General features: G+C 54.4%; 12 protein-coding genes. 4 read left to right on the forward strand and 8 right to left on the reverse strand.

What is annotated here, in order from left to right; translation table 11 throughout:
• Positions 1-173: 173 nt before the first annotated feature.
• Positions 174-530 (forward strand): hypothetical protein, encoded by a 357-nt coding sequence (locus EHV07_RS17575; RefSeq protein WP_147199379.1) that lies wholly within the window; start codon positions 174-176, stop codon positions 528-530.
• Between the two features lie 87 nt (positions 531-617).
• On the opposite strand, the gene EHV07_RS17580 is transcribed toward EHV07_RS17575, so the two are convergent.
• Complete coding sequence (locus tag EHV07_RS17580; protein WP_147199381.1) at positions 618-1,763, reverse strand: phytanoyl-CoA dioxygenase family protein; 1,146 nt, start codon at positions 1,761-1,763, stop codon at positions 618-620.
• Between the two features lie 159 nt (positions 1,764-1,922).
• Here EHV07_RS17580 and EHV07_RS17585 point away from each other — a divergent pair, with 159 nt between their 5' ends.
• Positions 1,923-2,924 carry a LacI family DNA-binding transcriptional regulator gene (locus EHV07_RS17585; RefSeq protein WP_254446265.1) on the forward strand — a complete coding sequence of 334 codons (1,002 nt, stop codon included), beginning with the start codon at positions 1,923-1,925 and terminating at the stop codon, positions 2,922-2,924.
• Between the two features lie 32 nt (positions 2,925-2,956).
• On the opposite strand, the gene EHV07_RS17590 is transcribed toward EHV07_RS17585, so the two are convergent.
• The 7 genes from EHV07_RS17590 to EHV07_RS17620 form a co-directional block, all read right to left on the reverse strand.
• The gene (locus EHV07_RS17590; RefSeq protein WP_254446266.1) at positions 2,957-4,126 is read right to left on the reverse strand and encodes a Gfo/Idh/MocA family protein; all 1,170 of its coding nucleotides are present in this window, start codon (positions 4,124-4,126) and stop codon (positions 2,957-2,959) included.
• Positions 4,127-4,135: 9 nt separating this feature from the next.
• The gene (locus EHV07_RS17595) at positions 4,136-5,188 is read right to left on the reverse strand and encodes a sugar phosphate isomerase/epimerase (protein WP_147199385.1); all 1,053 of its coding nucleotides are present in this window, start codon (positions 5,186-5,188) and stop codon (positions 4,136-4,138) included.
• Between the two features lie 43 nt (positions 5,189-5,231).
• On the reverse strand, positions 5,232-6,161 hold the full coding sequence (locus tag EHV07_RS17600) for a substrate-binding domain-containing protein (RefSeq protein ID WP_254446267.1): 930 nt from the start codon (positions 6,159-6,161) through the stop codon (positions 5,232-5,234).
• Between the two features lie 120 nt (positions 6,162-6,281).
• A complete protein-coding gene (iolG, locus tag EHV07_RS17605) occupies positions 6,282-7,277 on the reverse strand; it encodes an inositol 2-dehydrogenase (protein ID WP_147199388.1) in 996 nt (331 codons plus the stop codon).
• Between the two features lie 33 nt (positions 7,278-7,310).
• Positions 7,311-8,303, reverse strand: a complete 993-nt coding sequence (locus tag EHV07_RS17610) for a hydroxyacid dehydrogenase (RefSeq protein WP_147199391.1) — start codon at positions 8,301-8,303, stop codon at positions 7,311-7,313.
• 1 nt (position 8,304) lies between these two features.
• Complete coding sequence (locus tag EHV07_RS17615; protein ID WP_147199393.1) at positions 8,305-9,120, reverse strand: HpcH/HpaI aldolase/citrate lyase family protein; 816 nt, start codon at positions 9,118-9,120, stop codon at positions 8,305-8,307.
• A gap of 9 nt (positions 9,121-9,129) precedes the next feature.
• Complete coding sequence (locus EHV07_RS17620; protein WP_147199397.1) at positions 9,130-10,563, reverse strand: NAD-dependent succinate-semialdehyde dehydrogenase; 1,434 nt, start codon at positions 10,561-10,563, stop codon at positions 9,130-9,132.
• A 410-nt stretch (positions 10,564-10,973) separates the two neighbouring features.
• Here EHV07_RS17620 and EHV07_RS17625 point away from each other — a divergent pair, with 410 nt between their 5' ends.
• Positions 10,974-11,909, forward strand: a complete 936-nt coding sequence (locus EHV07_RS17625; RefSeq protein WP_147199399.1) for a MurR/RpiR family transcriptional regulator — start codon at positions 10,974-10,976, stop codon at positions 11,907-11,909.
• 147 nt (positions 11,910-12,056) lie between these two features.
• The gene (iolD, locus tag EHV07_RS17630) at positions 12,057-13,901 is read left to right on the forward strand and encodes a 3D-(3,5/4)-trihydroxycyclohexane-1,2-dione acylhydrolase (decyclizing) (protein ID WP_147199401.1); all 1,845 of its coding nucleotides are present in this window, start codon (positions 12,057-12,059) and stop codon (positions 13,899-13,901) included.
• Positions 13,902-13,946 lie beyond the last annotated feature (45 nt).

Below are 13,946 nucleotides of genomic sequence, written 5' to 3' on the forward strand. Positions count from 1 at the left end.
CGTTTATTACGTCGCTGACTGTCTTACTCCTTTCAGGCTTCCCTTCCTCAGCGCTTCGACACATCCTAATCCCGCTACAATCATCCATTTACGGTTTATTCTTAGAGAAACAACGATCCAACCGTGCCATTCTTAACTACACTTAAAGGCTAATAACATTTGGCGAGGATATTATGAAAAAGACCATCATGGCACTATCTGCACTTCTGCTGGCGTCTCCTGTTTTTGCCGCCACCACACATGCAACTGACGATACTGTCGCTACCGCGCATGAAGGCGCGAACACGGCGAAAGAAAAACTGCATCAAACGCAAAACCAGGGCAAAGAGCTGAAACTGAAATCTCAGCACGCTGCCGAAGGTAAAAGCGATGACCTGAGCAGCAAAGCGAGCGAAGGTACGCAAAAAACCTGGCATAAAACCAAAGAAGGGACTGAGAAAGGTTGGGATGCCACGAAAGAAGGCACCGAAAAAGGCTGGAATAAGACCAAAGAAGGCGCCAGCGATCTGAAAAAGAAAGTCACTGACTAACATTACTTTCTGCTTCCTGAACCTGCACTTTGTTAACAATCTAAGGCCGCAGCTGCGGCCTTTTCTTTTTTCTGATGCGATCCCGCTTTACGCACGTCGTTTCAACGTCTGCGCATCCAGTTCTGCCTCAAACTTTTCCACGCTCCATCCGGCATTCAAGGCCTCGGCCACCAGCTGCTGCTGGGTTTTCGGCACCATGCCGCCAACCGGCGGATCGGTATCCAGGTTAGTCGGGAAAGAGTAGCCTCGCGCCGCGACGGCGATGGCCGCATTAACCTCGCTGGCAGAAAGCTCACCGTTAAGTAAAACGGGATAAACCAGTTTGAGCAGCCGTTCGTGATTCACTTCCTCCATCGGTACGCCAAAAGCGGAGGAGATTTGCAGCAGATTCGCAGTACGCACATGGTCTTTTGTGGTGTTGTTACCGGCGGCATGAAACAGTGCAGGATTAAAGAACAAGCCATCGCCTTTACTGAGCGGTAGCTGCACAAAGTGTTCGGCGAAATAGTTGACGAATTCCGGACGACGATAGGCGATATAGCCCAGCTCATATTGATGCGACCACGGTAGCAGCTGCGTCGGGCCGGATGCCAGCGGCATATCCGTATGCGCGATCGCGCCCTGGAGCGTCAGATATTGTGACAGGATCTGCACCGGTACAGGAAACCCGACGGCGAAAGAACTTTGCTGAAAACCGAGATGATAATCACGATGCGGCTGTTGCGCTTCTCCCCCAGGACGCACCTGATTTACCTGCGAGGTCATGCGCCATGCTGGCCCCAACCAGCCCTGACATATCAGCCCCAGCAAGGGATTGGCGTAGTAATCACGAAACACTTCCGGGCTGGCTTCCGCCATTTTTTGCAGTGCATTCCAGATACGTCCATTATTACCGGCTTTAGAAAAATGGTCGGCCTGGACCCTGGTTGTCGCCTCGCTCTGCATGATTGTTTCAAACACCTGCGAAGCGCGGTCAATGATTCCCGTGTCAGGAAAAAGATTTCTGACCACGAATACCCCAGGCCCGTAAGAAAGTGCCTGATGCAACTCATTTAGTACCGTGCGTTTATGGGTTTGTGCTGCATCTTCCAGCACGGCGCGATCGTAAATCAGTACCTCTGAAACCACTTCGCTGGCGAGTGGAAAAGCGTTTGCCTCGACGCGTTGTTGGCAAAACTCGCGAAAGTCGTCAACGGAGGCTTCTTCTTCAGTAACGAAATAGTGTGATGCCATTTTTTCACCTCGTTTTATCAGGTCTTCTGTAGGGTTGCATCTGCCCCGCCCTGCGCGTGGCGGCGGCATTGCTCAAAGCCAAATTAGCAGTTACATTTATTTAACAACACCCCAAAAAGACCTCAAAAACACCTCATGGCCGAGCAGAAAAAATTCAGTATGAAGCAGATAGCGGCACAGTCGGGCCTGAGCCTGGCTACCGTCGATCGGGCGCTTCATCAGCGTGGGAAAGTGCATCCGCAAACCCTGCACCGCATCAAGCAGGCGATGGCCGATCTTGATTTGCAGCAGAAAGCTAGCCAGGCCCGTGGCCGGACGATCTATTTTGATGTGATCATGCATACGCCGGTCCGCTTTAGCGAGTTGGTCAGAGAAGCGTTTATCAGCCAGATTTCCAGCTTTGTCTCTTTTCGCATCCAGCTGCGGTTTCACTGCTATGAAAATATGACGGTAGCGGATGTCGATGCCTTGCTGAAAAAGTGCGCCGTCAGCAGTCACGGCATCATCCTTAAAGCCATTAACGCGCCGGAACTGGTGCCGACGATCGAGAACCTGATCAAGCAACGGATACCGGTGGTAACGATAGTGACCGATATCCCTGACAGCGCCAGGCTGCGCTATATCGGCATGGATAATTATACTGCCGGAAAAGCGGCGGCTTATATGATGTCCAAATGGCTGAAAACGGAGAGCGGCTGCATTGCGGCCATTACCGGCAGCGAGGAGTTTATTGGTGAACAGGAGAGGATCGGCGGATTTATCAGCGGCATTGGGCAGTTTATTCCGCACTATAAAATTGCTGTGATTTCAGGCGGATTTGGCATCGATCGCCTGATGTATGAATGCGTCAGTCAATTTCTGCACCATGACCGCCAGATTGATGCGGTTTATACCGTCGGCGGCGGTAATTCAGGTATTCTTCAGGCGCTTGCTGAACAAAATATTAACCCCGGCGCATTTATCGGTCACGATCTGGACCGGGAAAACCGGGCGCTAATGCAGGCCGGAAAAATTGATGTGCTGATTGAACATAACCTCCAGCTGGACGCGCAGAATGCCTTTAAAACGCTACTGGCGTTTCACCGTTTTTTACCGGAAAGCGATAACCAGACGCCCTATTCCAGAATCAATATTATTACCCGTTTCAATATGTCTTTTTAAGGGGCGTCCGGCGAGGGAAGCCCCTCTGGCCGCTAGCTGTATTCCGGCTTCTTCCAAACCGTGCCCTGTTCATGGCTGTCGACCACCGCATCGACGAACGCCACGCCTTTCAGGCCGTCGTAAATTTGCGGAATATTGCGACCGGCCGCGTCAGGCTCGCGCCGTTCATCACGAGCGCGAAGCACTTCGGCAAATCCTGAATAGAGGTTGGTAAAAGCTTCAATGTAGCCTTCAGGATGACCCGGCGGCGTGCGGGTTCGGGCGCGGGTCAGCGCATCAAGATCGTCACGACCACGCTTAACGATCTGCGTGTTCCCGCCCAGCGGCGTATAAATTAATTCGTTCGGCTGCTCCTGAGACCACATCAGGCTGCCTTTCTCGCCAAAAACGCGCAGCCGCAGCGAGTTGGCACAGCCGATTGCGACTTGAGACGACCATAACAGGCCACGCGCACCGCCCTGGTAGCGGATCATGACGTGAGCATTATCATCCAGCGCACGGCCTTCAACGAACGTCGCCAGATCCCCCATCACGCTTTCCGCTTTCAGGCCCGTCACGTAGCCCGCCAGATGATATGCATGCGTGCCAATATCGCCCACAGAACCACCCCGACCATTTTTCCTGGGATCTACTCGCCAGGCTGCCTGCTGGTTATTCTGTCGCTCAACGCCTGTCGCCATCCACTCCAGCGGATACTCCACCTGAACTGTGCGTACTTTTCCGATCAGTCCCGCCTCGACACGCTGCTTTGCTTCCTGGATCATCGGATAACCGGAGTAGGTGTAAGTGACGCCGAGAAAGCCGCCCGTACGCTCGACCACTTCCGCCAGCGCCTGAGCATCCTGCAAGGTTGTGGTCAGCGGTTTTTCACAGATAACTGCGATACCGGCTTCCAGACAGGCGCGCGCGACAGGATAGTGGGTGAAATTAGGCGTGCAAATGGCGATAACATCCACGCCATCTTCGCGCTGGGATTCTGCGGCAATCATCGACTGATAATCATCATACGAGCGATCGGCAGCAATATAGTTCTGCGCGGCAAAAGCATGACCGCGTTCAGCGTTAATATCAAACGCCCCCGCCACCAGTTCGAACTGATTGTCGAGCCGGGCCGCAAAGCGGTGAATACCGCCGATATAGGCACCTTCGCCGCCGCCCACCATTCCCAGTCTGATCCGACGTCCTTTCAACGTTTTGTTCATGATTTCCCCTTAAAGGCCTAAAATTTTTCTGTTGAGCGAGCTGTCGGCGTAAGACTTGCAGAAATCATCAAATGATTTCCCCGTTACCCGAATGATGTGGTCGCTAATAAAGTTCGCCCCTTCGCGCGCGCCGTCTTCCGGGTTTTTAAAGCAGCACTCCCATTCCAGTACCGCCCAGCCATCAAAGCCATAGCCGGTCAGTTTGGAAAAGATGCCGCCAAAATCGATCTGACCGTCGCCCGGTGAACGGAAACGCCCGGCCCGACTTGTCCAGGGCTGATAGCCTCCGTATGCCCCGGTTTTACCATCCGGCCGAAACTCCGCGTCCTTCACGTGAAACGCTTTGATCCGTTCGTGGTAATGATCGATCCAGGTCAGATAATCAATGCTCTGTAACACCAGATGGCTGGGGTCATACATCATGTTGCAGCGTGCATGATTACCTGTTTTTTCCAGGAACCGTTCAAACGTCAGGCCGTCATGAAGGTCTTCTGTTGGATGGATCTCATAGCAAACATCCACGCCCTGCTCATCAAAGGCGTTAAGAATAGGGGTCCAGCGGCGGGCGAGTTCGTCAAACCCTTCTTCAATCAACCCTTCCGGCCATTGCGGATAAGGGTAAAGATAAGGCCAGAGCAACGTGCCGGAAAACGTCACGTGCCTGTCCAGCCCAAAGCGGCGAGAGGCTTTAGCGGCCAGCAGCAGCTGTTCGGTAGCCCAGCGCTGGCGCAGCTCGGGGTTGTTATGCACCTTCGCCGGCGCAAAGCTGTCCGCAGGTAAATTAAATGCCGGATGCAGCGCCACCAGCTGCCCCTGCAAATGACTGGCGAGATCGGTCAGTTCCAGTCCGTGCTTATCCAGAACGCCGAGGATTTCATCAACGTAAGTCTGACTTTCGGCCGCTTTATGCAGATCAATTAAGCGGGTATCCCAGCTGGGGATTTCAACGGCTTTAAACCCTTTCGCTGCCGCCCAACCCGCCATACCTTCAAGGGTATTAAAAGGCGCACTGTCGCCGGCGAACTGCGCCAGAAAAACAGCAGGACCTTTGATGGTTTTCATAATGACTCCTGATTAATAAAGGATACCTGTAATAGCCCGTAATTTATTTCGTCATAAAATTTTGATAATTTTCCGGCGTGACCAGCTGAAAAGGAATAAAGTTAATATCCTTTATGCTTTCGCCTTTCGAGGCCTTTTCCGCCATATCGACAGCACCATAAGCCTGAGATTTTGCATCCTGGAAAACGGTTACGGTTAGTAATCCGGCTTTTATTGACTGCAACCCATTTGGGCCGCCGTCCGTTCCGCCTACCAGAATATCTTTGCCAATTTTCATGCCGTTGCTTTTAATCGCCATCGCCGCGCCAATCGCCATTTCATCCGCGTTGGCGGAAAGAATATCGATTTTATCACCCGATAAAATCCAGTTATTCATCAGGTTCATCCCGTCTTCGCGCATCCATTTTGCCGTATCTTCAATCACCACATGCATATTCGGATGCTTAGCAATAATCTCTTTCGCGCCCTGAGTACGAAACCGAGTCGCGTCATTGCTCAGTAAGCCTTTCATGATGGCGACGTTCACCGAAGGGCGATCTTTAACCCTGTCCGCAAGGTATTGCATTTGCAGGCGTCCGGCTTCAATTTCATTGCTGCCAATATAGCTGACGCCATTTCCCATTTCGGAATCAGACGGCATACGGTTAAGATAAATAAGCGGAATTTTAGCAGCACGCGCGGCGTCAGAAACGTTTTTTGTCCCCTGAGTGTCAACCGGGTTAACAATAATGACGTCAACTTTTGCATTAATAAAGTTTTGCACCTGGCTTAATTGTTTATCTACTGCGCCTTGTGCATCTTCAAATTGCAATTTCATATCCGGATAGGTTTTCGATCTTTCAATGACGTAGCCTCTCAGCCGCGAAAGAAATACATCATCCATTTGGGCAATACTGACCCCAACCTGAAGCGCAAATGCCGACGGGCTGAGCGAAATTAATGCCAGAGACAATAAAATTATCTTTTTCATCATTACGATATCCTGTACGGCTGGGGGATATTACAGCCAGCCCCTCAATCGTTTTCAAATCGTTAAATCCAGGCGGATGGCCTGGAACCGGGCAGAGCAGACCGCAAGGCGGATGGTGGATTTCTATTCCAGCGTGACGACGCTGTGGGTATCCGCCGACAGCTGTGCAGCATCCGCCAGCTTCAGGGCGAGGCAGCCGTCCCGAACCGTAACCGGCATAGTCCTGTCATCAGCAACAGCAGTAATAAAAGCATCCATTTCATGACGATAGGCATCGGTATAGCGCTGCATAAAGAAGTCGAGCAGCGGCCCGCGTACTTCGGTTTCCGTCGCGCTGAAGCGACGAACGGGGGTTTCTCGCAGGTTATCATTCATCATCATCCCTGCCGAACCAAACACTTCCATGCGCTGGTCATAGCCGTACACGGCCCGGCGGCTACAGTTGATCTGGCACTGTTTCCCGGATGCTGTGCGCATCTGCACCATGACCGTGTCGTAATCGCCCAGCGCTTCCAGCGAGGGTTCAAACAGGCGGCTGGCAACGGCAAAAACCTCCGTCGGCTCTTCGCCCAAAAACCATCTGGCAAGGTCGAAATCATGGATAACCATGTCACGGAAAATGCCGCCGGAGGTTTTCAGATAGCCCATTGGTGCCAGGCCAGGATCGCGGCTGGCGATCAGCAACTGGTGAAAGTCGCCAATGTCGCCCTGCTGAATGCGACGATGCATCTCGCTGAAACCGGGATCAAAACGGCGATTGAAGCCCAGCATCACCCGATTCGCCTTATCGCCCAGCGCTTTTTCGGCGGCATACGCTTTGGCAATATCAAGATCGACCGGCTTCTCACATAATACTGCTTTGCCCGCTTTCGCCGCCGCCAGCATCAGATCGATGTGGGTATGCGTTGGCGTACCGATAACCACGGCATCAATATCAGGATGGTGGATCGCTTCCAGCGGATCGGCCAGCGCAATGCCGCCAAACGCCGCCGTCAGTGCCTGAGCGTTTTCAATTAACGGATCGGCGACGGCTGCCAGTATCGCCCCTTTATGTTGTGCAACGTTTGCAGCGTGCACCTGTCCAATACGGCCTGCGCCGAGCATCGCGACTCTGATCATTGTTAACTCCGGGTAAGAGGGTAATTATTATTTTTAAGGTGTCTGGCTCATCAGGTCGTCGAGCGCCAGCTGCTGATGATTGACCACCAGCGCGGTATCAAGCTGACCCGTGTAGAAATCGACTATATTGCTGGCGGCGGAAACCGACATACGCATCGCGGCTTCTGCGGTAAGGCCAGCGGAGTGCGGGCTGAGGATCAGGCGATCGCTTTGCGCCAGCAGTGCCGCGCTCAGATCCGCAGGCTCCTGCTTCAGCACGTCCAGCCCTGCTCCACCCAGATGCTCTTGTTGCAGCGCTTCGGCCAGCGCATCCTCATCGACGATGCCGCCACGCGCGGTATTAATCAGCAAGGCGCCGCGCTTCATCATTGCAAGCTCTGCCTTGCCGATAACCGGTTTTTCGCCACTTAGCGGCAGATGGACAGTGACGGCATCGGCGATCTTCAGGCCTTCCCCGATGTCACCCACGCGCTGCACGCCATGTTCGGTAAAAACGTCGTCCGGCAGGTAGGGATCGTAAGCGATAACTTCCATGCGAAAACTGGCTGCCAGGCGAGCGACTTCCCGTCCGATACGACCAAATCCCAGTACGAACAGCCTCCGGCCTGCCACTTCAACCGCTGAAAAACCGTTGCGGCAGTTCCATTCACCCTGACGGATGCTGCGGTCGAAGTAGCAAACACGTTTCGCCACGGCCAGCAGCAGCGTTAGCGTATGCTCGGCGACCGAGAGCGAATTGACGTTGCCGACCACCGTCAGCGGAATGTTGCGTTCAGTTAGTGCATTTACATCAACCGAGTCAAAGCCCACGCCGTGACGGGAAACAATCTGCAACCGATCGGCGGCTGCAATCTCTTTAGCGGTCAGCAGCTGCGTGCGGATCAGCAGGGCATCCGCCTCGGCGAGATAAGGCGCGTAGCTTTCCACGCTAACCTCCGGCACCAGATGAAAAGTGAAGCCCGGCGCGTTACGCAGCACATCCAGCCCGGCCTGGTGAATTTTTCCTGCAACCAGTACATGCGGCATATCAGTAGCCTCCTGACTGAGCCGGAGGCGCTGTACGCTGTCCGTCATTCAGCTCGCGAAACTGCTGGACGCTGGCGGCGGCGGCGGTGCGAAGCAGCTGGACGTCGTTCGAGACGGTGACCAGGTCGAATCCCCATTCCGCTGCTTTAGCCGCATAGGCTGCGGTGCCATTGTGCAGGCCCGCTTTTTTACCGGCACGATGCGCGGCGTCGAGAACGTGTTTGATCGCCGCAACAATGTCCGGCTCATCCCGATCGAAGCCGGTGCGGTATTGACGTCCGGTCAGGCCGAGCGTCAGGTCGGCAGGCCCGATATAGATGCCGTCCAGCCCCGGCGTCGCAACAATGGCTTCGATATTTTCAACCGCTTCGGCCGTTTCAATCATGGCGAAGCAGACGACGTGCTGGTCCGCGTGCTGACCGTAATCCTGCCCGGCTGAAATCGTCACGCGAGTCGGCCCAAAACTGCGGCTGCCTGCTGGTGGATAACGCACGCAGGAGACCAGTGCACGCGCCTGTTCTGCCGTACTGACCATCGGGCAGATAATTCCCCATGCGCCCGCATCCAGCGCTTTCATAATGATGCCCGGCTCCAGCCAGGGAACCCGCACCATCGGCGCCACGCCGCTGGCCCGCATCGCCTGTAACATCTGTTTCGCTTCTTCATAACCCACAAAACCGTGCTGTAAATCAATGGTGACCGAGTCATAGCCCTGTTCGGCGATAATCTCAGCGGTAAAGGTGTTACCGATACTCAGCCAGCCATTCAGCACGGTTTGACCGGCTTCCCAGCGCTGTTTGATGTTATGCAGTTTCATGCCTTCTCCTCACAGAACCACCTGGGCCAGTTTGACGTTCATGTAGTCATGAATGCCTTCCGAGCCGCCTTCACGCCCCATCCCGCTCGCTTTAATACCGCCAAAAGGCGCTTCGGCAGCGGCCAGCGCGTAGCTATTTATCCCCACCATGCCTGATTCAAAACGCGCGATGGTTTCACGAATTAATGCCGGATCGCGCGTAAACGCGTAGGCGGAGAGCGCAAAGTCAGAGCCGTTGACCCGACGCCACAGATCGTCCGTCTCCTTAAACGAAGTGATGGCTGCAATCGGGCCGAAATTCTCTTCCGCGATAGCGAGCGCCTCGTCAGGAACATCCGCAATGACGGTGGGCGCATAGAAGAAGCCGCCATTGTTCTCGATGCGCTGACCGCCGGTGACGACTCTTGCTCCCCGTTTACGGGCATCCGCAACGATGCTTTCAATCGCTTCAAGACGGCGGATGTTGATCAGCGGGCCCATTTGGGTCTCTTTGTCCTGCCCGTAGCCGACCCTTAGCTGGCTGGCGCGGCTGGCGAAGCCTTCAACGAAGGCGTCATACAGGCTTTCATGCACGTAGAAGCGATCGCAGGTCACGCAAACCTGACCACAGTTGGCGAATTTGGTGGCGACCGACAGATCCAGCGCCTTCTCAAGATCGGCATCGGCATAAACGATCGCTGGCGCGTTGCCCCCCAGCTCCATGCTGAGCCGCTTGATGGTTGCGGCTGAGTCGCGGATCATCTGCTGTCCAAGCTGGGTTGATCCGGTTAACGACACTTTTTTGACCACGGGTGATGAAATAAGCGGTTCGTAAGTGGCCGAGGTTGGCCCCACCACCAGATTGGCGACGCCTGGCGGCAGCCCCGCTTTACGCAGACATTCAAAAATCATCATTGCCGAGCCAGGCACTTCGCTGGAAGGACGCAGCACAACGGTACAGCCCGCGGCCAGCGCGGGTGCCAGTTTGCGAGCCACCAGCACCACCGGAAAATTCCATGCGGTAAATGCGGCCACTACCCCTACCGGCTCGTGAGAGATTTCACACCGCCCGCCAGGCACGCGACTCTCGACAATTCGGCCGTAAATCCGCCGCGCTTCTTCCGCATGCCAGACAAACTGATCGACAGAAAGCTCCCATTCGCGTTTGGCCTGAGCAACCGGCTTGCCGCTCTCCTGTGAGATCACTAAGGCCGCCTGTGCGGTTGCCGCGATCATTTCAGCCGCTACACGCTGCAAGATATCGGCGCGCTCCCAGCCGGACGTCCCTTTCCAGCTGGCGAAAGCCCGATCCGCGCTGTGCAGGGCTTCTTCAGTATCCGCAACTGACGCGCCCTGAAGGGTGCCCAGCTGGCTGTTGTTACCTGGATCGATCACGCTGACCACTTCGCTACCGCTTCCCGTGCGCCATCTGCCATTAATAAACTGTCCGAAATTGTCATACATGGTGTGCTTTCCTCCGGCATCCGAGCCAGGTCGGTCAGACCGCCTGCTCATCGTTGCATCTGCCTGAAACGCTCCTGTTAAACGCGCAGAAACCGTCACAGCAGCATCAATATTTGCAATATTAGGATCACAGCAATAAAAATTGCAATAGCGTCAAACCGACAACTCCAGCTGCAAAAAGAACTTTAAAAACCTTAATAATCAATAGAATAAAAATAAAAAGAGTATTAATTTTTCATTTGAACTTTGAAATGAAATCTATTTTTTAGAGACGAATCACAAATTCCACTGGTAAATTTTCCCTGCCGCCAGCAAATGCGTTAGAAATAGTTGCATGCGAGTTTTACTTGCAATTTTTATTGCTGTAGCGTGCTGGCATGACTGGCAACTGCCTGAGAAGGAATGAAGTAATGGGAAAAGCGAAAGACGTTCAGGCTGCACCGAAGCCGCTGCCGCACAATACTTATGAGCAAATTGTTAATGAAATTACCCAGCGCTATCCGCAGCTGTCGGAGCGGCATCAGCAGGCCGCCCGTTATATAACGCAAAATCCTAATACGGTGGCGCTGGAGTCGATTAACGCCGTGGCGGCTAAATGCGGCATGCACCCTTCGGTGCTGGTCCGTTTTGCCCAGGTGTTTGGCTACAGCGGTTTTAAGCAGATGCAGGGCGTGTTTCAAACGCGGCTGGCGACGGCAGCGCCTGGCTATAACGAACGCATTACCGCGTTGGAAAGCGATCTGAAAAAGAATGATGAGAAAGGCAGCTTTGGCTTTCTGCAAAGCCTGGTCATCAGAGATATCGCTACTTTGCATGAACTGCTCAACAACGTGGCAGAAAAGGATCTGGATGAAACAGCCACGCTGCTTAAGAACGCCGAAACGATTTATATCGCTGGTCAGCTGCGATCGGAACCTGTCGCTTCCCTGCTGCGCTATATGCTGACCATGCTGAACCGGCGCGTGATCCTGCTGGACTCCGCGGGTGGCCTGGCCCCGCAGATGGCCAACAATATGCGTGATAACGACGTGTTGATCGCTATCGCCTTTCGCCATTATGCAAAAGAGGTGATTACGATTGCCGATGATGCAGGCGCAAGAAACATTCCGGTGATTGCGATTACCGACGGCCAGCTCTCGCCGCTGGCAAAAAATGCTCAGGTGCTGTTTACCCTTCCTGAAGAGGAATACAGCTTTTCGCGATCGCTGGCCGCGCCGGTTTGCCTGGCTCAAAGCATTGCCATGGCGCTGGCAGCCGCATTACAGCCGGAGCACGAGCAGCCGCGAATTGAAACCATTACCGAAAGAGAAAAGCGCGCAGAAGGTCGTAAACGTAACCGCGCCTGATTGAGCCCATAAGATCCCCGCTATGACCACCGGGGATCTTATCGCCTGAATTTGCAACTTTTGTTGCATATGAAATATTTAAGCAATTAACGCTGTAACAATAAACCGTGATGCTGTTCTCTGGCGTCCTCTCAGAGTGAGAAAGATATGGCTACGATTCGTTGCACGACAGCTCAGGCGATAGTTCGCTATCTGAGTCAACAATTTACCGAAGTGGATGGCAAACGCGTTCCGCTTTTTCCCGGGGTTTACGGCATTTTTGGTCATGGCAATGTGACCTGCCTTGGCGAAGCGCTTGAAGCCGTTCAGGATACGCTGCCGACCTGGCGCGGCCAGAACGAGCAGTCGATGGGCTTTGCCGCGGTGGGTTTTGCCAAAGCGATGGTTCGCCGCCAAATTATGGTGGTCACCGCCTCAATTGGCCCTGGCACCACCAATTTGCTGACCGCCGCGGGCGTTGCGCATACCAGCCGTCTGCCGATGCTAATGATTTGCGGCGACAGCTTTGCCCGGCGCCATCCCGACCCGGTGATGCAGCAGGTTGAGCATTTCAGTAATCCCACGCAAACCGTCAACGATGCTTTCAAATCGGTCACTCGCTATTGGGATCGTATTACCTGGCCGGAACAGATCCTCTCTTCGCTGCCGCAGGCGGTGGCCACCATGCTGGATCCGGGCGAATGCGGCCCGGCATTTATCGGCGTTTGCCAGGATGTTCAGGAGATGGCGTGGGATTATCCGGAAGCATTTTTCCAGCCTCGTCTGCATTCGATGCCGCGCCCACGTCCGGATCGTCTGGTGCTGGCGCAGGCGGTCGAGCGCCTGAAACAGGCAAAACGGCCGCTAATTATTTCCGGCGGTGGCGTGCGTTATTCGCAGGCCGAAGCGGTGCTGGAAGAGTTTGCGCTGGCGCACGGTATTCCGGTGGTGGAAACCATCGCCGGTAAAGGCGCCTTTACTCACGATCATCCCGCGCATATGGGGCCGATTGGCATTTTGGGTTCAACCTCTGCTAACGAGCTTGCCGCTCATGCCGACGTGATCCTCGCCGTGGGTACGCGCCTGATGGATTTTGTCACCGGCTCCTGGACGGTGTTCGACCATAAAGCACAGTTTATCGCGCTTAACGCCGCGCGTTTCGACGCTCATAAGCACTTTTCCCTCCCGCTGGTATGCGATGCCCGCGAAGGTCTCAGTGAACTGCACACCGCGCTGGGCGAATGGGAAGCCGATGCCGCCTGGCTGGAAAGAGGCCGCAAAGCTTTTGCCGGGTGGAATGCACTGATCGCCGGACAGCAGGAACGCACCACCGGCAACGACGATCCCACTTATGCGCAGGTTGTCGGCGTGGTGAACGCGCAGGCGGCACCGGAAGATTACATTATCAGCGCGGCAGGCGGTTTGCCTGGCGAGCTGGTGAAGGGCTGGCGCGTCAAAAACAGCGGCACCTTCGACTGTGAATTCGGTTTCTCCTGCATGGGATATGAACTCTCCGCAGGCTGGGGCGTGGCCATGACCGAACAGGATCGGGATGTGTTCGTGATGATTGGCGACGGCACCTACATGATGATGAATTCGGATATCTATTCCAGCGTGCTCTCCGGCCATAAATTTATTCTGCTGGTCTGCGACAACGGCGGCTTTGCGGTGATTAACCGGCTTCAGAATGCCAAAGGCGGTGCCTCCTTCAATAATCTGCTGAAAGATTGTCGGGTCAAAGAACCCTTCCATGTCGATTTTGTCGCCAATGCGCAATCAATGGGCGCGCGGGCCCGTAAAGTCACCTCGCTGAACGAGCTGGAAGAAGCGATTCAGTGGGCGAAAGGCAACGATCGCACGACGGTGATTTGCATTTCTACTCATCCTTACAGCTGGACGCCGGGCGATGCATGGTGGGACGTCGGCGTGCCGGAAGTAAGCGCTCGTGAAAGCGTTAATGAAGCCCGCGCGGCTCATGTTGAAGGACGTAAAAAACAGCGGCTCGGCCTTTGACAGGGAATAAGAAAAGGGTGCTTAAAGCGAAACCCGGCATCGCGC

The sequence above is a fragment of the Pantoea sp. CCBC3-3-1 genome (assembly GCF_007981265.1).
In the GTDB taxonomy this organism is placed as follows: domain Bacteria; phylum Pseudomonadota; class Gammaproteobacteria; order Enterobacterales; family Enterobacteriaceae; genus Erwinia.

Bases quoted from the DNA above. Each gene is read 5' to 3' on its own strand.
- EHV07_RS17575 (WP_147199379.1), top strand. From the start codon at position 174: ATGAAAAAGACCATCATGGCACTATCTGCACTTCTGCTGGCGTCTCCT.
- EHV07_RS17580 (WP_147199381.1), bottom strand. From the start codon at position 1,763: ATGGCATCACACTATTTCGTTACTGAAGAAGAAGCCTCCGTTGACGAC.
- EHV07_RS17585 (WP_254446265.1), top strand. From the start codon at position 1,923: ATGAAGCAGATAGCGGCACAGTCGGGCCTGAGCCTGGCTACCGTCGAT.
- EHV07_RS17590 (WP_254446266.1), bottom strand. From the start codon at position 4,126: ATGAACAAAACGTTGAAAGGACGTCGGATCAGACTGGGAATGGTGGGC.
- EHV07_RS17595 (WP_147199385.1), bottom strand. From the start codon at position 5,188: ATGAAAACCATCAAAGGTCCTGCTGTTTTTCTGGCGCAGTTCGCCGGC.
- EHV07_RS17600 (WP_254446267.1), bottom strand. From the start codon at position 6,161: ATGATGAAAAAGATAATTTTATTGTCTCTGGCATTAATTTCGCTCAGC.
- iolG (WP_147199388.1), bottom strand. From the start codon at position 7,277: ATGATCAGAGTCGCGATGCTCGGCGCAGGCCGTATTGGACAGGTGCAC.
- EHV07_RS17610 (WP_147199391.1), bottom strand. From the start codon at position 8,303: ATGCCGCATGTACTGGTTGCAGGAAAAATTCACCAGGCCGGGCTGGAT.
- EHV07_RS17615 (WP_147199393.1), bottom strand. From the start codon at position 9,120: ATGAAACTGCATAACATCAAACAGCGCTGGGAAGCCGGTCAAACCGTG.
- EHV07_RS17620 (WP_147199397.1), bottom strand. From the start codon at position 10,563: ATGTATGACAATTTCGGACAGTTTATTAATGGCAGATGGCGCACGGGA.
- EHV07_RS17625 (WP_147199399.1), top strand. From the start codon at position 10,974: ATGGGAAAAGCGAAAGACGTTCAGGCTGCACCGAAGCCGCTGCCGCAC.
- iolD (WP_147199401.1), top strand. From the start codon at position 12,057: ATGGCTACGATTCGTTGCACGACAGCTCAGGCGATAGTTCGCTATCTG.